This is a genomic window from Streptomyces sp. NPDC050534, assembly GCF_044457745.1.
Taxonomy (GTDB): Bacteria; Actinomycetota; Actinomycetes; order Streptomycetales; family Streptomycetaceae; genus Streptomyces.
Map to the genome: position 1 here is coordinate 81,423 of NZ_JBITHF010000016.1, position 23,749 is coordinate 105,171.

At 71.9% G+C, this 23,749-nt stretch carries 22 protein-coding genes and 1 riboswitch; of the genes, 7 read left to right on the forward strand and 15 right to left on the reverse strand.

The window, feature by feature from the left end:
- Positions 1–95 precede the first annotated feature (95 nt).
- Positions 96–842: a hypothetical protein gene (locus tag ACIBN2_RS39395; protein ID WP_399141968.1), complete on the forward strand. Its 747-nt coding sequence runs from the start codon at positions 96–98 to the stop codon at positions 840–842.
- Between the two features lie 74 nt (positions 843–916).
- Here the strand turns inward: ACIBN2_RS39395 and ACIBN2_RS39400 are convergent, their stop codons facing one another.
- The 3 genes from ACIBN2_RS39400 to ACIBN2_RS39410 all read right to left on the reverse strand — a co-directional run bounded on the left by ACIBN2_RS39400 (position 917) and on the right by ACIBN2_RS39410 (position 4,227).
- Positions 917–2,368 carry a glycine hydroxymethyltransferase gene (locus ACIBN2_RS39400; protein ID WP_399141969.1) on the reverse strand — a complete coding sequence of 484 codons (1,452 nt, stop codon included), beginning with the start codon at positions 2,366–2,368 and terminating at the stop codon, positions 917–919.
- 44 nt (positions 2,369–2,412) lie between these two features.
- Positions 2,413–2,503: riboswitch (ZMP/ZTP riboswitch) on the reverse strand.
- Between the two features lie 144 nt (positions 2,504–2,647).
- Positions 2,648–3,856, reverse strand: a complete 1,209-nt coding sequence (locus tag ACIBN2_RS39405; RefSeq protein ID WP_399141970.1) for a glutathionylspermidine synthase family protein — start codon at positions 3,854–3,856, stop codon at positions 2,648–2,650.
- Between the two features lie 20 nt (positions 3,857–3,876).
- Positions 3,877–4,227, reverse strand: coding sequence for a hypothetical protein (locus tag ACIBN2_RS39410; protein WP_399141971.1), 351 nt, complete (start codon positions 4,225–4,227; stop codon positions 3,877–3,879).
- Positions 4,228–4,363: 136 nt separating this feature from the next.
- On the opposite strand from ACIBN2_RS39410, the gene ACIBN2_RS39415 reads away from it, so the two are divergent.
- Positions 4,364–5,197 carry a hypothetical protein gene (locus ACIBN2_RS39415; RefSeq protein ID WP_399142168.1) on the forward strand — a complete coding sequence of 278 codons (834 nt, stop codon included), beginning with the start codon at positions 4,364–4,366 and terminating at the stop codon, positions 5,195–5,197.
- Positions 5,198–5,311: 114 nt separating this feature from the next.
- Here the strand turns inward: ACIBN2_RS39415 and ACIBN2_RS39420 are convergent, their stop codons facing one another.
- Positions 5,312–6,763 carry a PLP-dependent aminotransferase family protein gene (locus ACIBN2_RS39420; RefSeq protein ID WP_399141973.1) on the reverse strand — a complete coding sequence of 484 codons (1,452 nt, stop codon included), beginning with the start codon at positions 6,761–6,763 and terminating at the stop codon, positions 5,312–5,314.
- A 47-nt stretch (positions 6,764–6,810) separates the two neighbouring features.
- On the opposite strand from ACIBN2_RS39420, the gene ACIBN2_RS39425 reads away from it, so the two are divergent.
- From ACIBN2_RS39425 to ACIBN2_RS39435, 3 genes are read left to right on the forward strand one after another with little or no spacing between them, the layout of a single operon-like run.
- Positions 6,811–7,338, forward strand: a complete 528-nt coding sequence (locus ACIBN2_RS39425; RefSeq protein ID WP_399141975.1) for a carboxymuconolactone decarboxylase family protein — start codon at positions 6,811–6,813, stop codon at positions 7,336–7,338.
- Positions 7,335–7,808: a carboxymuconolactone decarboxylase family protein gene (locus ACIBN2_RS39430; RefSeq protein WP_399141977.1), complete on the forward strand. Its 474-nt coding sequence runs from the start codon at positions 7,335–7,337 to the stop codon at positions 7,806–7,808. The genes ACIBN2_RS39425 and ACIBN2_RS39430 overlap by 4 nt, the downstream gene beginning before the upstream one ends.
- Positions 7,805–8,533, forward strand: coding sequence for an isocitrate lyase/phosphoenolpyruvate mutase family protein (locus ACIBN2_RS39435; RefSeq protein WP_399141979.1), 729 nt, complete (start codon positions 7,805–7,807; stop codon positions 8,531–8,533). The genes ACIBN2_RS39430 and ACIBN2_RS39435 overlap by 4 nt, the downstream gene beginning before the upstream one ends.
- Here ACIBN2_RS39435 and ACIBN2_RS39440 read toward each other — a convergent pair whose 3' ends face one another.
- The 5 genes from ACIBN2_RS39440 to ACIBN2_RS39460 are packed head-to-tail and all read right to left on the reverse strand — an operon-like array spanning position 8,534 to position 15,598.
- Positions 8,534–9,502 carry an ABC transporter substrate-binding protein gene (locus ACIBN2_RS39440; protein WP_399141981.1) on the reverse strand — a complete coding sequence of 323 codons (969 nt, stop codon included), beginning with the start codon at positions 9,500–9,502 and terminating at the stop codon, positions 8,534–8,536. It lies immediately after the preceding gene.
- Between the two features lies 1 nt (position 9,503).
- Positions 9,504–11,447 carry an ABC transporter permease gene (locus tag ACIBN2_RS39445; RefSeq protein ID WP_399141982.1) on the reverse strand — a complete coding sequence of 648 codons (1,944 nt, stop codon included), beginning with the start codon at positions 11,445–11,447 and terminating at the stop codon, positions 9,504–9,506.
- Complete coding sequence (locus tag ACIBN2_RS39450; RefSeq protein WP_399141984.1) at positions 11,447–12,490, reverse strand: glycine betaine/L-proline ABC transporter ATP-binding protein; 1,044 nt, start codon at positions 12,488–12,490, stop codon at positions 11,447–11,449. Before ACIBN2_RS39450 ends, ACIBN2_RS39445 begins: the two co-directional genes overlap by 1 nt.
- Positions 12,490–14,019: a GMC family oxidoreductase gene (locus ACIBN2_RS39455; protein ID WP_399141986.1), complete on the reverse strand. Its 1,530-nt coding sequence runs from the start codon at positions 14,017–14,019 to the stop codon at positions 12,490–12,492. The genes ACIBN2_RS39450 and ACIBN2_RS39455 overlap by 1 nt, the downstream gene beginning before the upstream one ends.
- A gap of 49 nt (positions 14,020–14,068) precedes the next feature.
- The gene (locus ACIBN2_RS39460) at positions 14,069–15,598 is read right to left on the reverse strand and encodes an aldehyde dehydrogenase family protein (protein WP_399141987.1); all 1,530 of its coding nucleotides are present in this window, start codon (positions 15,596–15,598) and stop codon (positions 14,069–14,071) included.
- A 193-nt stretch (positions 15,599–15,791) separates the two neighbouring features.
- Here ACIBN2_RS39460 and ACIBN2_RS39465 point away from each other — a divergent pair, with 193 nt between their 5' ends.
- Entirely contained in the window at positions 15,792–16,685 is an 894-nt protein-coding gene (locus ACIBN2_RS39465; RefSeq protein WP_399141988.1) for a GNAT family N-acetyltransferase, read from the forward strand.
- A gap of 169 nt (positions 16,686–16,854) precedes the next feature.
- Here ACIBN2_RS39465 and ACIBN2_RS39470 read toward each other — a convergent pair whose 3' ends face one another.
- The 6 genes from ACIBN2_RS39470 to ACIBN2_RS39495 form a co-directional block, all read right to left on the reverse strand.
- The gene (locus ACIBN2_RS39470) at positions 16,855–17,847 is read right to left on the reverse strand and encodes a hypothetical protein (protein WP_399141989.1); all 993 of its coding nucleotides are present in this window, start codon (positions 17,845–17,847) and stop codon (positions 16,855–16,857) included.
- A gap of 127 nt (positions 17,848–17,974) precedes the next feature.
- Positions 17,975–18,964: a malate dehydrogenase gene (locus ACIBN2_RS39475; protein ID WP_399141991.1), complete on the reverse strand. Its 990-nt coding sequence runs from the start codon at positions 18,962–18,964 to the stop codon at positions 17,975–17,977.
- A 341-nt stretch (positions 18,965–19,305) separates the two neighbouring features.
- Entirely contained in the window at positions 19,306–20,535 is a 1,230-nt protein-coding gene (locus ACIBN2_RS39480; protein ID WP_399141993.1) for a DUF2690 domain-containing protein, read from the reverse strand.
- A gap of 216 nt (positions 20,536–20,751) precedes the next feature.
- Positions 20,752–21,210: a helix-turn-helix domain-containing protein gene (locus ACIBN2_RS39485; RefSeq protein WP_399141994.1), complete on the reverse strand. Its 459-nt coding sequence runs from the start codon at positions 21,208–21,210 to the stop codon at positions 20,752–20,754.
- 213 nt (positions 21,211–21,423) lie between these two features.
- Positions 21,424–21,909: a DUF3017 domain-containing protein gene (locus ACIBN2_RS39490; protein ID WP_399141995.1), complete on the reverse strand. Its 486-nt coding sequence runs from the start codon at positions 21,907–21,909 to the stop codon at positions 21,424–21,426.
- Complete coding sequence (locus ACIBN2_RS39495; protein ID WP_399141997.1) at positions 21,899–22,753, reverse strand: bifunctional methylenetetrahydrofolate dehydrogenase/methenyltetrahydrofolate cyclohydrolase; 855 nt, start codon at positions 22,751–22,753, stop codon at positions 21,899–21,901. The genes ACIBN2_RS39490 and ACIBN2_RS39495 overlap by 11 nt, the downstream gene beginning before the upstream one ends.
- Positions 22,754–23,027: 274 nt before the next feature.
- Between ACIBN2_RS39495 and ACIBN2_RS39500 the strand changes: the two genes are divergently transcribed.
- Positions 23,028–23,597: a hypothetical protein gene (locus tag ACIBN2_RS39500; protein ID WP_399141999.1), complete on the forward strand. Its 570-nt coding sequence runs from the start codon at positions 23,028–23,030 to the stop codon at positions 23,595–23,597.
- The last annotated feature ends 152 nt before the right edge of the window (positions 23,598–23,749 follow it).

Genomic DNA, 23,749 nt, shown 5'->3' on the forward strand with positions numbered 1-23,749 from the left:
CGCCGGGACTGGGAACCCCGGCGGGCCGGGCGGTGTACCAGAAGTGACATGCGGTTCGAGGACGGGCCGCGCGGACTTTCCGGTGGGGGGACGACATGGGTGGATGGAAGCGCGGGGTCCGTGAACCGGCGGCACTGGCAGGGACCTTGGCGACCTTGCTCGCCCTGACGCTGTGGGGCGCGTCCTCCGCTTCGGCCGGTGGGCCGGCGAACCCTCACCCGGACGTCCCGGATCTGGCGATGATCGTGGCGGGCGGGACAGGCCGGACGACGGTGCTGCGCTCCGGCCAGGCTTCCTTCGACCATCTGCGGCAGCTGCTGCGGCCCGACTACATGGGGACGGAGCGGGTGCCCGAGGCGTGGGCCGAGGGCCGTTTTCCGCCGGTGGACTTCACCGTGGTCTGGGGCCTGACGGGCGTCGGGGGCTGGCCGCAGACGGATCGTGCGCCGGGCGGTGACGTGGCGGTCGAGCGGCAGGACCAGCTGGTGGTGGCGGCGGACGGCACGCCCTGGATACGGACCGATCCGGCACCGGACATCCAGGACGACGACATCCGCTGGCACCGCGCGCCGCGCTCGATCTTCGTGGAGCTGGAGCGGGAGATGGTGCTCGCCGGGCTCGGCGGGAGCGCGTCCGAGGCCGGGCGGGGCGGGGACGGGGCCGCCCCGCGGAAGGCCGCCGGGGACGGGGGCGGCCGGGGCAGTCGCTGGTGGGCGGTCCCGGGGCTGGCCGTGGGGCTCGTGGCCGGCGCAGGCGGCACGCTGCTGATACGCCGCGCGGCGGCCCGGCCGGGAGCCGGACCGCCGCGGGAGGAGCCACGACAGGAACTCATCGATCTCTGACCGTCGCGCATTCCGCCTCGACCGTCGTGGACCTCGCAGAGTCCCGGATCTTTGAAAACTCCAGAGAGGGCGTGTCAGCCCAGGTCGATCTCCGGGTACAGCGGGAATCCGGCCACGAGGTCGGTGGCGCGGCGCGAGATCTCGTCCGCGATCTTGGGGTCGAGGATGTGCTGGGCCTTCGACCGGGTGCCCTTGCTGGTGGTGCCCGGTTCCGTGCTGGTGAGGACACGGTCGATGAGGCCCGCGACCTCGTCCATCTCCGCGGTGCCCAGGCCGCGCGTGGTCAGGGCGGGGGTGCCGATCCGGATGCCGGAGGTGTACCAGGCGCCGTTGGGGTCGGCCGGGATGGCGTTGCGGTTGGTGACGATGCCGGAGTCGAGGAGCGCGGCCTCGGCCTGGCGTCCGGTGAGTCCGTACGAGGTGGCGACGTCGATCAGGTTGAGGTGGTTGTCGGTGCCGCCGGTGACCAGGGTGGCGCCCCGGCGCATCAGGCCCTCCGCCAGCGCACGGGAGTTGTCGACGATGCGCTGCGCGTAGTCCTGGAAGTCGGGCCGGCGGGCCTCGGCGAGGGCGACGGCCTTGGCGGCCATGACGTGCGGCAGCGGACCGCCGAGGACCATCGGGCAGCCGCGGTCGACCTGGTCCTTGAGGGAGTCGTCGCACAGGACCATGCCGCCGCGCGGGCCGCGCAGCGACTTGTGGGTGGTGGTCGTGACGATCTGGGCGTGCGGGACCGGGTCGAAGTCGCCGGTCAGCACCTTGCCCGCGACCAGGCCGGCGAAGTGCGCCATGTCCACCATCAGGGTCGCCCCGACCTCGTCGGCGATCTCGCGCATGATGCGGAAGTTCACGAGGCGCGGGTAGGCGGAGTAGCCGGCGACGATGATGAGCGGCTTGAACTCACGGGCCGACTCGCGCAGCGCCTCGTAGTCGACCAGGCCCGTCGTGGGGTCGGTGCCGTAGGAGCGCTGATCGAACATCTTGCCCGAGATGTTGGGGCGGAAGCCGTGGGTGAGATGGCCGCCGGCGTCCAGGGACATACCGAGCATGCGCTGGTTGCCGAAGGCCCGGCGCAGCTCGGCCCAGTCGGCGTCGGACAGGTCGTTGACCTGGCGGACGCCGGCCTTCTCCAGTGCCGGGGTCTCGACGCGCTGGGCCAGGATGGACCAGAAGGCGACGAGGTTGGCGTCGATGCCGGAATGCGGCTGGACGTAGGCGTGGCGGGCGCCGAAGAGCTCCCTGGCGTGCTCGGCGGCGAGGGACTCGACGGTGTCGACGTTGCGGCAGCCGGCGTAGAAGCGGCGGCCGATGGTTCCCTCGGCGTACTTGTCGCTGAACCAGTTGCCCATCGCGAGAAGAGTGGCCGGGGAGGCGTAGTTCTCGGAGGCGATCAGCTTCAGCATCTCGCGCTGGTCGTGGACCTCCTGGCCGATGGCGTCGGCGACGCGCGGCTCGACGGACCTGATCACGTCGAGGGCGGCACGGAAGGCGGTGGACTCGGTGGAGAGGGGCTGCTGCTCTGACATGTCGTCGGCCTCCGGGTGGCGTGGCTTGAAGCATTCACGGTTCACGGTTTGGCCCAGGCGCACGGCACTCGCTCGCTTCACGGGCCGCTCCCCGATGGTCGGTCCCATCCCAGCGCGCCAGTCACGGCCCGTCGGCCAGCCTACCGGGCGGGCCGGCAGGCCGAGGGTCCGCGTCCACCATGCGAGCGACGACGAAAGTGGGGGCACCTCCGGCACCCTGCACGTTTCGGCGTTTCGCTCCGGCGCCCTCGGAGGCGCCCTTCCGGAACCGGGAAGCTCCTAGAGGATCACGTGCGGCAGGAAGCGGGCGTACTCGTCCGTGATCAGGCCGGACGACTCGCGGATGCCGAGGCCCGCGGACTCGTCCTCCACGACCCAGGCGCCGAGGACGACGCGGTTGCCGTCGAAGTCGGGCAGCGGAGCCAACTCCTGGTAGCAGCACGCCTCTTCGTGGAGGGATGGCGGCATCGTTCTGTTGCCGGCCTGCTCGGTGCCGGGCTCGTGGACCGTCACACCGGCGCCTTCGCGGCCGAGCAGGGGCTTGGCGACGTAGCCCGTCGTGCTCGCCAGGTCGCGGGGCCCGTCGAGGTAGGCCGGGAGGAGGTTGGGGTGACCCGGGTGGAGCTCCCAGAGGATCGCCAGGAGGGCCTTGTTGCTGAGGAGCATCTTCCAGGCAGGCTCGATCCACATCGTCGACCCCGTGCCGCCGCCGTTGTCGAGGGTGTCGAGGACATGGCCGGCGAAGCCGTCGGTGGTGAGCCACTCCCAGGGATAGAGCTTGAAGCAGCTGCGGATGAAGCGGAGCTGGTTGTCGACGAAGCGGCCGGAGAGGGAGTCCCAGCCGATCTCCTCCATGGAGATCCAGTCGGTGTCCAGACCTGCCTGCTCGGCGGTCTCCTTGAGGTAGGCGACCGTCATCAGGTCCTCGCCGAGTTCGTCGTCCGAGGAGTGCGCGAAGTAGAGGGGGCTGCCCGGCGGGAGGAGGGCGGACTGCTTCTTCCAGGCGGCGACCAGACGTTCGTGGAGGGAGTTCCACTGGTCGGCGCCCGGGAAGCGCTCCTCCATCCAGAACCACTGGGGGGAGGCGGCCTCGACCAGGGAGGTGGGGGTGTCGGCGTTGTACTCCAGAAGCTTCGCCGGGCCGGTGCCGTCGTAGCGGAGGTCGAAACGGCCGTAGAGGGAGGGGAGTTCGTCGCGCCGGCGCCAGGCGTCGGCGACCGCCTCGGCCACGCGGGGGTCGGTGATGCCCAGGTCGGCGAAGCGGCCGGCGGTGACGATGTGGTCCGCCGCCGCCAGGCACATGCGGTGGAGTTCCTCGACGGTCTCCTCCAGCGCCTCCACCTCGTCGAGGGTGAAGGAGTAGTAGGCGCTCTCGTCCCAGTACGGGCGCAGGGAGTCGTCGGGGTGCCGGGTGAGCGGGTAGATGAGGCCCTGCTCCTCGACGGTCTGCTGCCAGCCGGGGCGGGGGGTGATGGTGTGGCGTCGCATGGTGTGGCCCGTGTCCCGGCTCAGCCGCCGGAGCTCCCCTTGCCGCCGCCGAAGCCGCCGCGGGAGACACCGTGGCCGCCGCCGGAACCTCCCGAACCACCGGAAGCCTTGCGGGGCTTGGTGAAGGAGCCGTCCTCGACCCAGGAGCCCTTCTTGCTGCCGCCGTAGTACCAGGAGCCTCTGGCCGAGGTCTTGGTGGACGTGCAGTTCTTGTCGGAGACGACCTTGTAGCCCTTGGCGAGGTGGTAGCTGTCGCGGTCCACGCAGCGCTTGTCGGGGTCCGAGGAGCAGGCGGTCAGGGCCGCGGCGAGCAGTCCCATGCCGCCGAGTACGACCGTGCCCGAGCGAAGTTGCCGGCGTGCGTCCGCCATGTCCTGTCTCCCCGTTGAAGTACCGTCGCGCGATGTCGGTCGCGATGTCAGGGGCCAGCCTAGAGATCGGTGTGAGCACACCCCGAGGGGCCCCATCCGGGCGGGCCTCCCCTACAGTCACTTTGTGATCTTTGGGATGCTGTGCGCCCTCGGGGCGGCGGTCTGCTTCGGCACCGCGACGGTGCTGCAGGCGGTCGCCGCGCGAGCGGCGAGTGCGGAAGGGGGCGCGGGCGGGGAGGCGGCGCTGCTGCTCCGGGCCCTGCGGCAGTGGCGTTATCTGGCCGGGCTGGCGCTGGACGGGCTGGGATTCCTGCTCCAGATCGCCGCGTTGCGGTCGATCCCGATCTACGCCGTGGCGGCGGCCCTCGCGTCCAGCCTCGCGGTCACCGGGGTGGTGGCGGCGCGGCTGCTGCGGGTGCGGCTGAGCGGGGTGGAGTGGGCGGCGGTCGGCGTGGTGTGCGCCGGGCTCGCGATGCTCGGTCTGGCGTCCGGGACCGAGGGAAACAGCGCGGCGCCCGCGGCGCTGAAGTGGGTGATGCTCGCGATCGCCGTACTGGTGCTGCTGCTCGGGCTGTTCGGCGGCCGCTGGACCGGGCGCGGGCGGGCACTGGTCCTCGGATCGGGGGCGGGGTGCGGGTTCGGGGTGGTGGAGGTGTCGGTGCGGCTGATCGACTCACTCAAACCGTCGGATCTGCTCACCAATCCGGCGATGTACGCGCTCCTTCTCGGCGGGGGCGGCGCCTTCCTGCTGCTGACCTCGGCGCTCCAGCGCGGTTCGGTCACCACGGCGACGGCCGGAATGGTGATCGGCGAGACGATCGGACCGGCGCTGGTGGGCGTGGTGTGGCTCGGGGACCGTACCCGGGACGGGCTGGCCTGGCTGGCGGTCCTGGGGTTCGTGATCGCCGTCGCGGGGGCGCTGGCGCTGGCACGGTTCGGGGAGGCGCCGGAGGTGGAGGAGACGGCCTGAATCCCGCCCACTGCCTCTCGGCACTCCGCCTCGGCGTTCACAAAAACGGAGGGGGCCATCACGGGCCGGACGGTTCTGACGCCGACGATTCCGGCCCGTTCAGCTCCGGCCCCGTCAACCCCGGCCCGTCGCCTCCAGCTCGTCGGATTCCGGCAGCACCGTGCACAGCGCCTCCAGTGCTCCCGACCACGCGTGGTCCGGTGGTGTTCCGTAGCCCACCACCAGCGCGTCCAGGGGCTTGAACGTCGCGTCGGGGTGCCGGTAGCGGTGCAGGCCGTGGAGTGCGAGGTCCTGCCAGGAGGCCGCCCGTAGCGTCGCCTGTTCGGTGCCGGGCGGCAGGCGGAGCACCACGTGCAGGCCGGCCGAGATGCCGGTGGCGTGGACCTGCGGGGCGCGGCGCGCGAGCTCGGCCACGAGCGCGTCACGGCGGCGCCGGTAGCGCAGACGGGCGGCGCGCACGTGGCGGTCGTAGGCGCCCGAAGTGAGGAATTCGGCGAGGGTCAGCTGGTCGAGGGCGCCGCACATGTCCTTGCCGCCCTTCGCCCGTGCCGCCTCCTTGACGAGGCCCGACGGGAGCACCAGCCAGGCCAGCCGGAGGCCGGGAGCGAGGGACTTGCTGATGGTGCCCGCGTAGACGACGTGGTCGGGGTCCAGGCCCTGGAGGGCGCCGACGGGCTGGCGGTCGTAGCGGAACTCGCCGTCGTAGTCGTCCTCGACGATCAGCCCGCCGGTGCGGCGCGCCCAGTCGACGACGGCCGCGCGACGGTCGCGGTGCAGGGTGCCCCCCATGGGGAACTGGTGGGCGGGGGTGAGCAGGACGGCAGCCTGTTCCGTCAACTGCCGTGGATCCGTGCCGAGTTCGTCGAAGGGCAGCGGGACGGTCCGCAGGCCGGCGTCGGCCAGCAGCCGCCAGTGGACGTCGAGGCCGTACGACTCCACGGCCACCGTGCTCGCGCCGCGTGCCCGGAGCATGGCGCCGAGGATCTGCAGGCCGTGCGAGATGCCCGCGCAGACCAGGATGCGTCCGGGGTCGGCGCGTACGCCCCGGGCGCGGGCGAGGTAGCCGGCGAGGGCGGTGCGCAGTTCGACGCGGCCTCGCGGGTCGCCGTAGTCGAAGGCCTCGTTCGGCGCGGCGACGAGGGCGCGGCGGGCGGCCTTGAGCCACTCGGCGCGGGGGAAGGAGGAGAGGTCGGGCACGCCGGGGAGCAGGTCGTAGGCGGGGCGGCTGCGGGGGCGGGGCTGCGGGGCGGTGCCGGTGGGCTGGACGGCTGCGCTCCCCCACGGCCCCGAAGCCGTGGAAGGCACCCCCGCCGCCACGCGTGTGCCCGAGCCCTGCCGCGCGGTGAGCCAGCCCTCGGCGACCAGGTCGGCGTAGGCGTCGGCGACGGTGTTGCGGGCGATGCCCAGGTCGGCGGCGAGGGCGCGGGAGGAGGGCAGCCGGGTGCCGGGGGTCAGCCGGCCGGTGCGGACGGCCTCGCGCAGGGCGTCGGTCAGGCCCCGGCGCACCCTCGGCCCGGTCGGCTCCACATGCAGGTCGATGCCCAAAGTGGCCCGTGATTTCGCCATAGAACTGGACCATACCCGTGGGCTGCCCTGCTCCTAGAGTCGACGGCATGACGACACAGGAGACCGTCGAATACGCCACCGAACACGAGCCCCGGCTGCGCTGGGCCCAGCACGCACCCGAGGTCTACAAGGCGATGCTCCGCCTCGACGCGGCCGCCCGGCAGGGGGTCGACCCCCGGCTGCTGGAGCTGGTGAAGATCCGCGCCTCGCAGCTCAACCACTGCGCGTTCTGCCTGGACATGCACTCCAAGGACGCGCTGGCGGCCGGCGAGAGCGTGGAGCGGATCATCCAGCTCGGCGCGTGGGAGGAGTCGGCGCACTTCTACACGGAGAAGGAACTCGCGGCGCTCGCGCTGACCGATGCGGTGACCGTGCTGACTGGGGGCACCTCCCAGGCTTTCGGCTCTGGGGGAGGTTTCGTGCCGGACGACGTCTACGAGCGGGCCGCCAAGCACTTCGAGGAGGCCGAGCTGGCGCAGCTGATCGCCGCGATCACCGTGATCAACGCCTGGAACCGGTTCGGCGTGACCTGCCGGATGACTCCGGGCCACTACGAGGCGGGGCAGCACCGATGAGCCGGACGACGGTTCTCGACCGCGAGGTCGCACAGGCATTCTCCGCGCTCAGCGCGACCGCGAAGCGGGGGCTCGGCGACCCCGCGCTCGCCGAGCTGGTGGTGCTCCGGGCCTCGCAGCTCAACCACTGCGCCTTCTGCCTGGACATGCATCTCGCCCTCGCCCGCAAGCACGGGGTGAGCGAGCGGCAGCTGGATCTGCTCGCCGCCTGGGAGGAGACCGAGGACGTCTACGACGAGCGGGAGCGGGCCGCGCTCGCGCTGACCGAGGCGGTGACCGTGCTGACTGGGGGCACCTCCCAGGCTTTCGGCTCTGGGGGAGGTTTCGTGCCGGACGAGGTCTACGAGCGGGCCGCCAAGCACTTCGACGAGCCCCGGCTCGCCCATCTCATCGCCCTGATCGTGTCCATCAACAACTGGAACCGGGTGATGGTCAGCCGCCGCATTCCGCCGGGGGGTTACACGCCGTGAGCAAGGTGGAGGTCTTCCGCGCACTGCACCGGGGCCGGCTCCCGGGCGACCCCCTCGTGCTGCCCGGACCCTGGGACGCGGTCAGCGCCCAGGTGTGCGTCGAGGCCGGCTTCCCCGCGCTGGCGACGCCGAGCGCGGGGGTCGCCGCGTCCCTCGGGTACGAGGACGGCTCGACTCCGGCCGAGGAGATGTTCGCCGCGGTGGCGCGCATCGTACGGGCCGTGGACGTGCCGGTGTCGGCGGACATCGAGGGTGGATACGGGCTGGCGCCCAAGGAGTTGGTGGAGCGGCTGCTGGAGACGGGAGCCGTGGGCTGCAACCTCGAGGACTCTGGGTCAGGAGTTCTCAAGGACCCTCGCGAGCATGCGGACTGGCTCGCCGAGGTGCGGGCGGCGGCCGGTGACCAGCTCTTCGTCAACGCCCGCGTCGACACCTTCATCCGGGGCGAGGCCGACCCCGACCGGGCCATCGAGCGGGCCGCGCTGTACGTCGCCGCCGGTGCCGACTGCGTCTATCCGATCGGCGCCCCGGCGGACGTGCTGCCGCTGCTGCGGTCCGGCATCCAGGGCCCGGTCAACGTGCACGGCACCCTGGACGGCAAGGGCCCCTCGCCCACCGAACTCGGTGAACTCGGGGCCACTCGCGTCACCTTCGGGCCGGGGATGCAGCGCTGGGCGGAGCGGGCGCTGCGCGGGATGGCCGACGAAGTGACCAGGCGCCGGTGATCAGGACAGCCACGCCTTCCAGGTGGACGCGTGGCTGTCCACCCACTTCTTCGCCGCCTGTTCCGGCGTCATCTTCTGGTCGGCGATCATCAGGGAGACCTCGTTCTGGTCGTCGGTCGTCCACCTGAACTTCTTCAGGAAGGCCGCCGCCTTGCCGCCGTTCTTCGAGAAGCCGGCGTTGAGGTACTTCTGCAGCGGGGTATGCGGATAGGCGCAGGCGACCTTGGCCGCGTCCGCGTCGCATCCCTCCTTGTACGCCGGCAGCTTCACCTCGGTCATGGGGACCTTCTTGAACAGCCACTGCGGCGCGTACCAGTACGTCAGGAAGGGCTTCTTCTCCTTGGCGAACTGCTTCATCTGGGTGATCTGCGCGGCCTCCGAACCGGCGAACACCACCTGGTAGTTCAGCTTCAGGTTGTTCACCAGGGCCTTGTCGTTGGTGACGTAGGACGGGGAGCCGTCCATCAGCTGGCCCTTGCCGCCGCTCTCCGGGGTGCGGAACAGCGAGGCGTACTTGTTGAGGTTCTTCCAGTCGGTGATGTCGGGGTGCTGCTTGACCAGGTAGGTCGGCAGGTACCAGCCGATGTGACCGGTCACGCCGAGGCCGCCGCCGCGGGTGATCGTCTTCTTGTCGGTGACGTACCGCTTCTCCTGGTCGGGGTGGCCCCAGTCCTCCAGGATCGCGTCGACCCGGCCCTGGCTGAGCGCGTCCCAGGCGGGCACCTCGTCGACCTGGACGGTGTCGACGCGGTAGCCGAGCTTGTGCTCCAGCAGGTACTGGGCGACGGCGACGTTCGACTGGGCGCCGACCCACGACTGCACGGACAGGGTCACGGTCTTGGCGCCCTGCGCGTTGGCGAAGGGGGACGCCTGCTTGGTCATGTCGGCGGCGCCGCAGCCGGTGAGGAGGGAGAGCGCCGCGGCCGAGGAGGCGATCAGGGCCGTCCTGCGGTTCAGGTTCGGTGCCATGTCACACACCGCCCTTCGTGCGGCGCTGCGTCGGCTGCGTCACCCGGTCCAGCATCAGCCCCAGGCACACGATCGCGGCACCGGCCACCAGACCGGTCGCCAGGTCGCCCTGCGCGAGGCCGAAGACGACGTCGTAGCCGAGCGCGCCTCCGCCGACCAGACCGCCGATGATGACGACGGCGAGGACCAGGACCACGCCCTGGTTGAGGGCGAGCAGCAACGCGGGCCGGGCGAGCGGGAGTTGGACCTGGCGCAACTGCTGGGCGCTGCTCGCGCCGAGCGAGCGGGCCGACTCCAGCGCCGCCGGGTCGACCTGGCGCAGGCCCTGCGCGGTGATGCGGACGACGGCGGGCAGCGCGTAGACGACGGCCGCGGCGACCGCCGGGGCGCGGCCGACGCCGAAGAGCGCCACGACCGGGATCAGGTACACGAACTGCGGCATCGTCTGGAAGACGTCCAGGACGGGGCGCAGCGCCCGTTCGAAGCGGTCGCTGCGGGCCGCCGCGATACCGATCGCGAAGCCCAGGACGAGCGTGACGGCGACGGCGGCGAGCACCTGGGAGAGCGTGTCGAGTGACGGCTTCCACACTCCGAGCACACCGATCGCGGCCATGGCGAGGACCGCGGTGAGCGCGGTGCGCCAGGTGCCGATCAGCCAGGCGAGCGCGGCCACCAGCAGCAGGACCGACCACCAGGGCAGCCACTGCAGGCCGCTGCGGACCGGGTCGAGCACCCAGGTGGTGAAGCGGCCCGCCCAGTCGGCGGTGCCGCCCACGACGGGGACGCCCGAGTACAGGTGCGCGGTCATCCAGTCGACGGCGCGGTTGACCGGGCCGGCGAGGTTCGCGGTCCAGGCGTCGGGCCAGTCCAGGAGCCCGGCCAGGCGCCCGGCGACTGCCACGGCGACGGCGGCGACGGCCGCGTAGAGCCAGCGAAGCCGGCCTCCGGGTTCCTCGCCGGCGTGCTCGCCCGCCGCGCCGGTGATGCGGTCCAGGACGACGGCCAGCAGCACGATCGGGATGCCGGCTTCGAGGGCGGCGCCCACGTCGACCGAGGCCAGCGCCTGGTAGACGCGGTCACCGAGGCCGCCCGCGCCGATGACGGAGGCGATGACGGCCATCGACAGCGCCATCATGATCGTCTGGTTCAGGCCCAGCAGGAGCTCCTTGCGGGCCAGCGGAAGGCGGGCGGTCAGCAGGCGCTGGGGTGCGGTGGCGCCGAGCGACTCGACCGCCTCCAGCACCTCCTTGTCGGCGCCGCGCAGGCCGAGCGCGGTGAGGCGGGCCATGGGCGGGGCCGCGTAGACGACGGTGGCGAGGACGGCGGCGGGGACGCCGATGCCGAAGACCAGCACCACGGGCAGCAGATAGGCGAACGCCGGCAGCACCTGCATGGTGTCCAGGACGGGGCGCAGCGCCCGGTCGAAGCGGTCGGAGAGGCCGGCGGCGAGGCCGAGCACGGCTCCCACGATCACCGATACGAGCACGGCGACCACCATGAGGGCGAGCGTCTGCATGGTCGGCACCCACATGCCCAGCAGCCCGCAGGCCAGGAACGCGACGGTCGTGCCGAGGGCAAGGCGCACTCCGGCCACGCGCCAGGCGACGACGGCGCCGATGGCCGTGACCCCGGCCCAGCCCGCCGCGAGGAGCAGCAGGTAAACGGCGCGTACGGAGAGCACGACCGCGTTGCTGATGTAGCCGAAGAAGTACAGGAACAGCGGGTGGCTGTCGCGGTTGTCGATGATCCAGTTGCTGGCGTCGGCGAGCGGCTTGGAGACGTCGACGGTGAGGGCGTGCGGCCAGCTGCCGCTCGACCAGCGGGCGGCGGCGAGCGGCACGAGGACCGCGGCGGCGAGCCCGAGCAGCAGCAGCTTGCGCACGGCGTGGTGCCTGAGGACCCCGGGCAGCGCGAGGCGCGGGGCGGACGCGGTGACCGTGGTCATCAGACCGCCTCCTTCTGCGGCTCCGTTCCCGCCACCACCCCGAGCAGACGTTCGTGGTCGACGACGCCGAGACAGCGGCCGTCCTCCACGACACAGGCGGCCCTGCCGCTGCGGGCGACGACCTTGATGGCGTCGGCGACGACCTCGCCCGGGGCGAGCGCGCCGGGGTGCTCCGTCCCGTCGCAGGCGCCGGGCCGCATCGCCGTACGGACCGTCATGACGTGTTCGCGCGGCACGTCGCGGACGAACTCGCGGACGTAGTCGTCGGCGGGGTGGCCGACGATCTCCTCCGGGGTGCCGAGCTGCACCACGCGGCCGTCGCGCATCAGGGCGATGCGGTCGCCCAGCTTCAGCGCCTCGGACAGGTCGTGGGTGATGAAGACCATGGTGCGGCCCTCCTCGCGGTGCAGGCGTATCACCTCCTCCTGCATGTCCCGCCGGATCAGCGGGTCGAGCGCACTGAACGGCTCGTCGAAGAGCAGGACCTCGGGGTCCACCGCGAGCGCCCGGGCCAGGCCCACGCGCTGGCGCTGGCCGCCGGAGAGCTGGGCCGGGCGGCGCTGCTCCATGCCCTCCAGGCCGACCTTGTCGACGACCTCCTGGGCGCGCCTGCGCCGCTCGGACCGGCTCACGCCCTGGATCTCCAGGCCGTACGCCACGTTGTCGAGGACCGTGCGGTGCGGCAGCAGGCCGAAGTGCTGGAAGACCATCGCGGCGCGGTGGCGGCGCAGTTCGCGAAGCCGGGACCTGTCCATGGCGCGGACGTCCTCGCCGTCGATGGCGATCGAGCCCGCGGTCGGCTCGATCAGCCGGGTCAGACAGCGCACGAGGGTCGACTTGCCCGAGCCGGACAGGCCCATCACCACGAAGACCTCGCCCTTGTGGACGTCGAAGGAGACGTCACGGACGGCGGCCGTGCAGCCGGTGCGGGAGCGCAGTTCGGCGGGCTCCAGCGAGGTCAGCTCCTGGTCGCCGGGGACGCGGTCGGCCTTCGGGCCGAACACCTTCCACAGCCCCTCGACCGAAAAGACCGGAGTACTCATCACACACCACTTCCCATCAGGTCTACGGCCCTCTCCCCGACCATCAGCACTCCGATCATCGGGTTCACGGCGGTCATGGTCGGGAACACGGAGGCGTCCGCGACGCGGATGCCGTCCAGGCCGCGGATCCTCAGCTCCGGGTCCACGACGGCCCGCGGATCGTCCGCGGCGCCCATGCGGCAGGTGCCCGCCGGGTGGTACACGGTGTGCGCGACCTTGCGGGCGTACTCGCTCAGTTCCTCGTCGCTCGTGAGGTGCGGGCCGGGGGCCACCTCGCGCTTGAGCCAGCCGGCCAGCGGCTCGGTCTTCGCGATCTCACGGGCGATCCGGATGCCGTCGACGAGGGTGCGGCCGTCGTAGTCGTCCTCGTCGGTGAAGTAGCGGAAGTCGAGGGCGGGCTTGACCGACGGGTCGGCGCTCGTCAGGTAGAGGCGGCCGCGGCTCTTCGGCTTCGGGATGTTGGGGGTCATCGAGACGCCGTGCGGCGGGCGTTCGTAGCCCAGGCGCTCCGGGTTGTCCGTGAACGGCACCTGGTAGAAGTGGAACATCAGGTCCGGGCCCGCGTGTTCGGGGTCGCGGCGCACGAACAGCCCGGCGTCGCTGTCCATCGCGGAGTTCTCCGGGATCGGCCCCTCGGTCTCCCAGACGATCACCGACTCGGGGTGGTCGAGCAGGTTCTCGCCGACGCCCGGCAGGTCGTGCGCGACGGGGATGCCGAGCGCCTGGAGGTCCGCCTTCGGGCCGATGCCCGAGTGCAGCAGCAGACGGGGCGAGTCGACGGCGCCGGCGCAGAGCACCACCTCGCGCCGGGCCTTGACGAGGATCTCCTCGCCGTCCTTGGTGCGCACGTGCACGCCCTCGGCGCGGGTGCCGTTCAGCTCGAGCCGGTACGCCCACGTCTCCAGCAGGATCGTCAGGTTCTCGCGCTGGTCCATCACCGGGTGCAGATACGCCACCGACGCCGACGAGCGCTTGTTGTCCTCGGGGTGGTAGGCGAGGTCGAAGAAGCCGGCGCCGTCGGCGAAAGGCGCGAGGTTGAAGCCCTCGACCCGGGGCACTCCGGTCGCATGCAGAGCTGCGTCGACGAAGTCACGGGCGATGGGATTCCGGTCCTTCTCGTCGACCGGGACGATGTTGTTCAGCAGCCGGGCGTAGTACGCCTCCATCGGCACCGCGCCCCAGCCCTTGGCGCCGGCCTCCTCCCACTCGTCCCAGTCGGAGGGCAGCGGCTTGAAGGCGATGAGCGTGTTGTGCGAGGAGCAGCCGCCGAGGACGCGGGCGCGGCTGTGCCGGATGTGGGAGTTGCCGCGCGGCTGCTCGGTGGTGGGGTAGTCGTAGTCCAGCTCGCCGCCGAGCAGGCCCATCCAGCGGCGCAGCGTCAGGACGTCCTCGCGGCCGACGTCGCTGGGGCCGCCCTCGACGACGGCGACGGTGACGTCCGGGTTCTCGGTGAGGCGGGAGGCGATGACGGAGCCCGCCGTGCCGCCGCCGATGACGACGTAGTCGTATATCTGGGTGTTCTCGGGCATGTCGGGTCGTGCTCCAAGGGGGGTGGGGGAGGTCGTGGGGGAGGGCGGCTCAGCCCGCGAACCAGCGCACCGGCTTCGGCGCGAGGTTCTGGTAGACGTGCTTCGTCTCGCGGTACTCGGCGAGCCCTGCGGGGCCGAGCTCCCGGCCCGTGCCGCTCTTGCCGAAGCCTCCCCACTCCGCCTGCGGCAGGTAGGGGTGGAAGTCGTTGATCCAGACGGTGCCGTGGCGCAGCCGTCCCGCGACGCGGCGGGCCCGGCCGGCGTCCGTGGTCCACACGGCGCCCGCGAGGCCGTACTCGGTGTCGTTGGCGAGGGCGACCGCCTCGTCCTCGGTGCGGAAGGTCTCCACGGTGAGGACGGGGCCGAAGACCTCCTCGCGTACGACGCGCATCTCGCGGTGGCACTGGTCGAGGACCGTCGGCTCGTAGAAGAAGCCGCCGTCGGGCCGCTCCGGCGCGGCCTCGGGCCGCCTGCCGCCGGTGCGCAGCACCGCGCCCTCCTCCAGCGCGGAGGCGACGTACGCCTCGACCTTGGCGCGCTGCTGCTCGGAGACGAGGGGGCCGCACTCGACGCCGTCCTCGCTGCCGCGGCCGAGGCGGATCCGGCCCGCCCGGCGGGCGAGTTCGGCCACGAAGCGCTCGCGCACGGACTCCTCGACGATGAGGCGGGAACCGGCCGAGCAGACCTGGCCGCTGTGGATGAAGGCGGCGTTGAGGGCCTGGTCGACGGCCGTGTCGAAGTCCTCGTCCGTGGCGCAGGCGTCGGCGAAGACCACGTTGGGGTTCTTGCCGCCGAGTTCGAGGGCGACCTTCTTCACCGTGGGGGCCGCGGCCTCGGCGACCTTGGTGCCGCTGACCAGGCCGCCGGTGAAGGAGACCAGGTCGACGTCGGGGTGCTCGGCCAGCCGGGCGCCGACCGAGTGGCCGGGTCCGGTGACGATGCCCGCGACACCGGCGGGCAATCCGGCCTCGGACAGCAGGTCGATCAGGGCGATGGTGGTCAGCGGGGTGATCTCGCTCGGCTTGACCACGAAGGTGTTTCCTGCCGCGAGGGCCGGCGCGATCTTCCAACTGGCCTGCAGCAGCGGGTAGTTCCAGGGTGTGATCAGCGTGCAGACGCCGACGGGTTCGTGCACGACGACGCTGTGGATGTCGGGCGAGCCCGCGTCCACGACCCGGCCGGGGGCCTCGCCCGCGACCAGGTCGGCGAAGTAGCGGAAGGCGTCGGCGACACAGTCGATGTCGACCCGGCCCTCCTCGATCGTCTTGCCCGCGTCGCGGCTCTCCAGCCGCCCGAGCCGTTCGCGGTCGCGCACCAGGAGGTCCGCGGCGCGGCGCAGCAGGGCGGCGCGCTCGGCGACCGGGGTGCGGGGCCAGTCGCCGTCGTCGAAGGCCCGGCGGGCCGCCGCGACCGCCAGGTCGACATCCTTCTCGTCACCCTCCGCGACCAGAGCGAAGGGCTGTCCGTCCGCCGGGTCGAGAATCTCGCGCGTGGCGCCGGAGACGGCATCTCGCCACTCCCCCGCCACGTGGATGGTCGCCTGCGCGTCCAGCCCTTGGGTTTCCGCTCTGTCCGCCATGATCCGTGTTGCCTTCCGTTCCTGTTCCACATCCCTGAGTGACACAGGTGTCACCCACCAGGACCGGGAGCGCCTGCCCCCTCGCCCGCGGATACATGCGCATCGCTTCCGCAAAGTGCGCCGTGTCACTGAAACCGTCCGTCGCCGCCGCCCCATGGACACCCGAAAATCCTTTGACTAAAGTCAAAGAAATATGGAGCCAGTGTCTACGGAGCAGGTGGCGGCCCTCCGCCGGTTCAACCGTTACTTCACGCGCCGCATCGGGGCGCTGAACGACCACTACCTCGGCCAGGACCGCCCGCTCGGCGAGGCGCGGCTGCTGTTCGAGATCGGGGACGGGCTCCCGCTGCGCGAGCTCAGGAGCAGGCTCGGTCTGGACGCCGGCTATCTGAGCCGGATGACCAAGGCGCTTCAGGCGCAGGGCATGGTCCGGGTGAGCGTGCATCCCGAGGACAGCCGGGTGCGGATGATCGCGCTCACTCCGGCCGGCCGTATCGAGGTGGACGAGCAGAACCGGCGGGCCGACGCCCTGGCCACGGGCCTGCTCGACGCCCTCGACGCGGGCCGGCGCGCGCAGCTGATCGAGGCGATGACCACGTCACAGCGCCTGCTGCGGCTGGCCGCCATCACCGTCGAGCTCGTCGACGGCGCCGCTCCGGACGCCCGCACCTGCCTGGACGCCTACGCCGCCGACATCGACGCCCGCTTCCCGGAGGGCTTCGACCGGTCCGACCTGGTGTCGCCCGAGGAGGTCTCCGGTGAGGCGGGCGCGTTCTTCGTGGCGTACGAGGAGGGGTGCCCGGTGGGCTGCGGGGCGCTGCGCCGGCTGGAGCCGGGCGTCGGCGAGATCCGGCATGTGTGGGTGCACGCCGGGGCCCGGCGCCTGGGCCTGGCCCGCCGCATACTCGCCGCGCTGGAGGGTGCGGCCGCCGCGCGCGGGCTGAGCGTCGTGCGGCTCGACACGCACCGGGCGCTCACCGAGGCGCAGGCCATGTACCGGGCGTCCGGCTACACCGAGATCCCGGCCTACGTCGACCACGTCTACGCGGACCACTGGTTCGAGAAGCGGCTACGGACGGGCGGCTGAGACGCCCCGCCGCCGGGCCACTCGGCAAGCGGCTCCCGCACCGTCCGCCGCAGCCAGGCGTGCGCGGGGCCGGCGTCGCGCCACGGATGTCAGGCCAACCCGACCGTCAGGGGCGGCAGTTGGAGCGGTACCTCGTGGGCGACCGGGCCCGGCGCGGTCACCCGCGCGGCTACGAGCACTGCGCGCCCGTCGGGCAGAAGGAGCGCACGGCCGCGGCGAGGGGCTCCCGCACCTGCTCCGGGTCGAGATCCGCGGGGCCGCTGGAGCGGATCGCGTACAGCGTGCCGTCGGCGGCCCGGAAGCGGTGGTCGATGACCTGGCGGGCACCCTTGTCGGTGTCGTCGTAGCGGTAGGTCAGTTCGGCCCAGGTGTCGCCGCGGTCGCGGCCGAGGGGCTGGTAGCCGCGCTGCTTGGCGAAGCCGAAGCCCGGGTCGGTCTCGGCCAGCGTCAGGGACTGGTAGGGCGTGTCCTCGGTGACCTCGAAGATCTGCAGCTGGCGGCCGTCGGAGGCGTTGTCGTAGTAGACGACGGGGGCCAGCTTGCCCTGCGTCTGGCGGCGGGTCCAGCTGTCGGGGACGTCGACCGAGTAGCCGACGGGGTCCTGCGCGCGGCGGTAGCCGACCGAGGGCGAGGACGACGGGGACGCGAGCGTCGAGGCCGACGGGGTGCCGGTGGCGGTCGGGGTGTCCGTCGCCGTCGGGCTCTGCGACGGCGTGGTGGTGACCGTGACGCTGACGCTCGTCCCGGGACCGGCCCCGTTGCCCGTCGAGTGGTCGCGGGTGAGGTACCAGGCGCCCGCTCCGGTGCCCGCTCCGACGACGGCCACCGCGACGAAGGCGAGCAGCACGTTGCGGGCGCCGCGGCGCGGGGCGGGTGCGACCGCCGGGGTCGGCACGGTCGTCGCGGGGGCCGGGCCGGGGCCCGGGACCGGAGGGGGCGGCGGCGGGGGCGGCCAGGCCGACGGCGTAGGGCCGCCCGTGCGGGTCTCGGCGGACGCCCACGGCGGCGGTGTCTGCCCGGCCTGTGTCTCGGCCGACGCCCAGGGCGGCACGCTGCCCGGCTGTCCGGCGGCCCAGGCCGCCTGGCCTCTCTCCTCGCTGGGTTCGCGCTCCGGCCCGGAGCCGGAGTGGTGGCCTTCTTCGTAGCCGTCCCATTCGGTCATGACACGTCCCCCGAATCACCCCATTGGCTATCGCTTTCAGACGGTAGCGGTGAAAACGGCCACGGGCCCCGTTCCGGCGAAATCCGGAACGGGGCCCGTGCAGGCTCGTGACAGAACCGTAAAGGGCTCAGATGAGGCCGAGGGAGCGGACCGCCTCGCGCTCCTCCTCGAGCTCCTTGACGGAGGCGTCGATACGGGCGCGGGAGAACTCGTTGATGTCCAGGCCCTGGACGATCTCGTACGCGCCGTCCTTGACGGTGACCGGGAAGGAGGAGATCAGGCCCTCCGCGACGCCGTAGGAACCGTCCGACGGGATACCCATGGAGACCCAGTCGCCGTCCGCGGTGCCGTTGACCCACGTGTGCACGTGGTCGATGGCGGCGTTGGCGGCGGAGGCCGCGGAGGAGGCGCCACGGGCCTCGATGATCGCGGCGCCGCGCTTGGCGACGGTCGGGATGAAGTCCTCGGCCAGCCACTTCTCGTCGTTCACGACCTCGGCGGCGTTCTTGCCGGCGATGGTGGCGTGGAAGATGTCGGGGTACTGCGTGGCGGAGTGGTTGCCCCAGATCGTCAGGCGCTTGATGTCGGCGACCGTGGAGCCCGTCTTCTTCGCGAGCTGGGTCAGCGCGCGGTTGTGGTCGAGGCGGGTCATCGCGGTGAAGCGCTCGGCCGGTACGTCCGGCGCGGCGGCCTGGGCGATCAGGGCGTTGGTGTTGGCCGGGTTGCCGACGACGAGGACCTTGATGTCGTCCGCGGCGTGGTCGTTGATGGCCTTGCCCTGCGGCTTGAAGATGCCGCCGTTGGCCTCCAGGAGGTCACCGCGCTCCATGCCCTTGGTGCGGGGGCGGGCGCCGACGAGCAGACCGACATTGGTGCCGTCGAAGGCGACGTTCGGGTCGTCGGTGATGTCGATGCCCTGAAGGAGCGGGAACGCGCAGTCGTCGAGCTCCATGGCCGTGCCCTCGGCCGCCTTCAGCGCGGGCGTGATCTCGAGCAGGCGGAGCTTGACCGGCACGTCCGCGCCGAGCAGCTGGCCGGAGGCGATGCGGAAGAGGAGGGCGTAACCGATCTGGCCGGCCGCGCCGGTGACGGTGACGTTCACGGGAGTGCGGGTCATGGCGTTCTCCGTATGACAGCTGGCGGTGGGCGTAGCGTCCTTGCCCTGGGGTGCGGACGGACGTACAGATGATCGATCTCTTGGTATCAAGAGAGATCCACCGGTCAGGCTATCGCGCATCCGGCATCCCGGATGCGCGGCCCCCTGTGGCCCACCCCACAGAGCGGGACCCGTACGAAGAATTCTCGGGTGGCAGGAATACACACCCTCATCCCGGGCACGCGAACGAGTACCCCCACGGGAGTCCGGCACGGTCGGTACCCCCAACGGCGGCCGTCGCAGTCTCTCCTCTCCCGGACGGGCGGCCGCCCCCCTCTGTCTTCACCGTCTTTCAGGGCCCGTTACGGGGTGCACCCCTTCTGCCCCGACGCCAGCGTCGCGCACGCCTTCGCCTCGCCCGCGTCCTTCACGGCGACCATCGGGGTGTAGGCGATGGTGTCCCCGGTCGCGGTGATGCTGTCGTTCTCCTTGGCCGAGCCGGCGCTCACCTGCACCGAATCCCCCTGCGCGGCCTGGGTGATACGGCCCCACGCCGCACCGCACGTCTTGCTGTAGCGCACCTCCAGCGTGGTCGCGCCGACCACCGCGGTCTTGGCGGTGGTCACCGCGGCGGTGTCCTTGGTGCAGCCCATGGCCTCGGCGTCCTTGCCGGTGCAGGAGGCGCCCGCGCACTTCACTCCGGGCGGCAGGTCGGTCCGCTTGTCCGCGGACGGGGACGGCTTGTTGCCGCCCTCGTTCTTCTTGCCCCCGCCGTTGTCGGTGAGGAAGAAGACGGCCGCGATCACGACCAGCACGCCGACGACGCCCGCGAGGAACATCGTCAGCCTGCGCCGGCCCCCTCCGGGGGAGGGATCTCCACCGGGGCGCGGGCCCTGCGGCGGCTCGCCGAACGGGCCGGGCGTCCCCGGCGTCCAGGCGGGACCGTCGGCGGAGGGCGTCGGCGCCGCGGCCTCCGGTGCCCGGCCGCCGGTCTGCGACGGCCCCTTGTAACCGGCCAGCCGCCACGAGTTGGAGCCGGAAGAGCTCGCCTGCGAGGAGGATGCCTCCGGGTCGCGGGCGTCGCGGACGTCGGGCGCCGTCGGCTGGGACGGCACCGACGGCTGTGCGGGCGCCGAGGGCGGGGAGGGCACCGAGGGAACCACTCCCGCCGGCCCCGCGACACCCGGCGTCGCCGTCGCGGGACCGGACTTGCGGGCCGGCTTGCCGCCCTTGGCGTTGGGCGGAGGTGCCCCGAACTCACTGAGCGCGGCGCGCGCCTGGGATATGCGGATGGCCTCCATGGTCATGTCGTGGCGCATCTCCGAACGGCTCCAGGCGCGTTCGGCGAGCTCCCACATCGTTGTGAGATGGACCGGATTGGTGCCCGTGACCTCGGCCAGCGCCACGACCGCGCCCTTCGGCGCGAGCAGCCGGCCGTTCAGATAACGCTCCCACGACGTCTTGCTGTAGCCCGTACGGTCGGCCACCGACGCGATGCTCAGGCCGCTGCGGTCCACGAGCCGCCGCAGCTGGCTCGCGAACTCCCTGACCTGCGGATCGAGTTCGTCCGGCAAGGCCCTCCAACGAGGCATTGCTTCCCCCTCTTCCCCCCGGTTCGTGCTGGTACCTCGCGACTCCCCCGTGCGTGGTGCCCGTTCTGGCTACCCACAGGGATGCGCCCGACAAGGATCTCAGTTCCCGGGCTGGGGGCGCACGGGAGCGTTCGAGCCGCTCGGCAGCACCGTCGCACGCCGACCCGGCCGTGGTCCAGTGTCCCACCGGCCGCCGACGCCGCCCGGACGTCCGGCTCAGCCGAGGGCGACGGCGGCGACCAGCAGGATCAGCAGCATGAGGACGATGAGCAGCGCGAAGTAGAGCAGCAGCGGGCCGCCGGGCCTGCGGCCGCCGTCCTCCTCGGGGGTGTCCCACCAGGGCAGGGTGGGGTCGTCCTCGTACTCGGGCGCGCTCTGCTCACCGGCGGGTTTCGCCGGCCGCGGCCAGACCTGGACGGCCAGTTCCCAGCGCACGACGTACCGTTCGGCATCCGCCTCGGCGAGGCCCGCGATGCGGCACAGGGCGGCGACCGCCTGCCGGGGCGGCGGCTGGGTGGCGTTGAGATAGCGGTGCCACGAGGACTTGCTGTACGCGGTGCGGGCGCCGAGTGCGACGAGGCTGAGCCCCGTACGGTCCTTCAGGAGCCGCAGTTGCTCCACGAAGTGCCGCACCTCCGGCGGCAGATCGTCCGGCAGCGGCTGCCAGCCGCCCATCGCCCACCTCCACGGCCTTTCTCGCAATTGCCCGGTCTGAGCAGGTGACGAAGCCGGCCCGCCGATGGTTCCCGCGTTGCGGAACGGTCACCTCCGTGCCACAGCGCTCTGACAGCGGTTGAACAGGCAGTTCTCCGTGCAGGAGGGTGGATCCCGGCGCCGGTCCGTCCTTGCTCGGGGGAGAGGACGGGCCGGTGCCGTCGCGTGCCGGCGTCAGCCGCCGCTGCTGACCGTGAAGTGCAGCGTGTCCTTCAGGAACGGGATCTGCAGCCACGGGTTCGGCTGCACCATCATCGCCAGCAGCACGATGACCAGGCCGAGGACGCCGTAGGTGACGATGTCCGTGAAGCGGGAGCGCACGGCGAGCATGCCGACACCGGGCATGACCCAGCGCAGCACGGCGCCGGCGACCAGGGCGAGGCCGATCAGCAGGGTGCCGTAGCGGAAGAGGTCGAGCGCCGTCAGCAGCAGGCCGAGGCCGACCACGCCGCAGACGGCGAGGATCGGCCACTGCCGGGCGGGCGCGGGGGCGTCCGAGGGCGCCGCACGGCCGCCGCCCTCGGGGCGCGCGGTGTCCCTCGTGAACAGCGGGAAGCGGCGCGTCGTGCGACGCGGGTGCCCCGTCGCGTCAGGAGCGCTGATCGCGTCTCGCACGGTCTCCTCCGCCTGTTCCTGGGGGTCCTTCGCCTCAGCCGGCACTGCGCTCCGCCGCCTCGACCACGTTGACGAGCAGTTGCGCGCGGGTCATCGGGCCGACACCGCCGGGGTTCGGCGAGACCCACCCGGCGACCTCGGCGACGCCCGGGTGGACGTCACCCACGATCTTGCCCTCGGCGCTGCGCGAGACGCCGACGTCGAGGACGGCCGCGCCCGGCTTGACGTCCTCGGGCCGGATCAGGTGGGCCGAGCCCGCGGCCGCGACGATGATGTCCGCACGCCTGAGGTGGGACGAGAGGTCGCGGGTGCCGGTGTGGCACTGGGTCACGGTCGCGTTCTCGCTGCGCCGGGTCAGCAGCAGCGGCATCGGGCGGCCGATGGTGACACCGCGGCCGACGACCACGACCTCGGCGCCCTTGATCTCCACGCCGTAGCGGCGCAGGAGCGTGAGGACGCCGTTGGGGGTGCAGGGCAGCGGGGCCGGCTCGTTCAGGACCAGCCGGCCGAGGTTCATCGGATGCAGGCCGTCCGCGTCCTTGTCCGGGTCCATCAGCTCGAGGATGCGGTTCTCGTCGATGCCCTTCGGCAGCGGCAGCTGGACGATGTAACCGGTGCACGCCGGGTCCTCGTTGAGCTCGCGGACGACCGCCTCGATCTCCTCCTGCGAGGCCGTGGCGGGCAGTTCGCGCTGGATGGAGGCGATGCCGACCTGGGCGCAGTCGCGGTGCTTGCCGGCGACGTACTTCTGGCTGCCGGGGTCGTCCCCGACGAGGATCGTGCCGAGGCCGGGCGTGACGCCCTTCTCCTTCAGCGCCGCCACGCGGGCGGTCAGATCGGACTTGATCGCGGCTGCGGTGGCCTTGCCATCGAGAATCTGGGCGGTCATACCCCCATCCTCGCGGATGACCGCCTCGCGGTTCCAATCAGGGGCCCGTACGACCGCCCCGTCACACCTCCGTCCGTATCCGGCCAAGATCACGGATGTTGCACTTGCACAACACATATGGCTTCCCGCTGGACAAGTAAGTCAGCAGTAAAGAACGATGGCCCGATAGTGCCGCGGGCAGCTCATCGGGGGGATCGAGCGCACTACAAGAACGTTCCTCCGTACGGAGCCGCGCGTCGTCCCCGCACTTGGACCCGACGGAGGAAGACCCGCCATGAGTTTCGGCGACCCGAACAATCCCTACGGCCCCCCTCAGGGCCAGCAGCAGGGCTACGGCTATCCGCAGCAGCCGCAGGCACCGGGCGGCTACGGCTACCCGGCGGCTCCTCCGGTCGGCCCCTACGGCGGCGGCCCCGTGATGACGTCGATGCCCGGCACGGTGAGCGCGGCCCGCGTGATGCTGTGGGTCATCGTCGGCCTCCAGATCCTCGGTGTGGCCCTGTTCGCCTTCGGTGCCGCGAGCGTCCACGCCGCCAAGAACGACGACCAGCTCAAGAACGACGCCGCCTTCCAGCAGCTCGCCGACTACTCGTCCGGCATGCTCTGGGGATTCGCGGCCTTCGCCGTGGCCTGGGCGGTGTTCGCGATCGTGCTGGCGGTGAAGTTCAACACCGGCGGCAACGGCGTCCGGATCACCACCCTGGTCTTCGCCATCATCACCGCGATCCTCGGCATCTACCCGTTCATCGTCGTGGGCCTCATCCACACCGTGCTGGCCATTCTGGTCGCCGTGTTCGTGGGCAACGCCAACGGCGCCGCCTGGTTCAACCGCCCGCGCTACTGAGCGTCCGGCACCATCGGCACCAACACGCGGGCCGCACTGAACAGTTCGCGCCAATAAATCGCCCCGGGCCGTGTCTCACCCGTATGAGGGGGACACGGCCCGCGCGCGTCCCCCTACGCTGACGTGGATAGCTGCAGGCACGGGGAGACGCA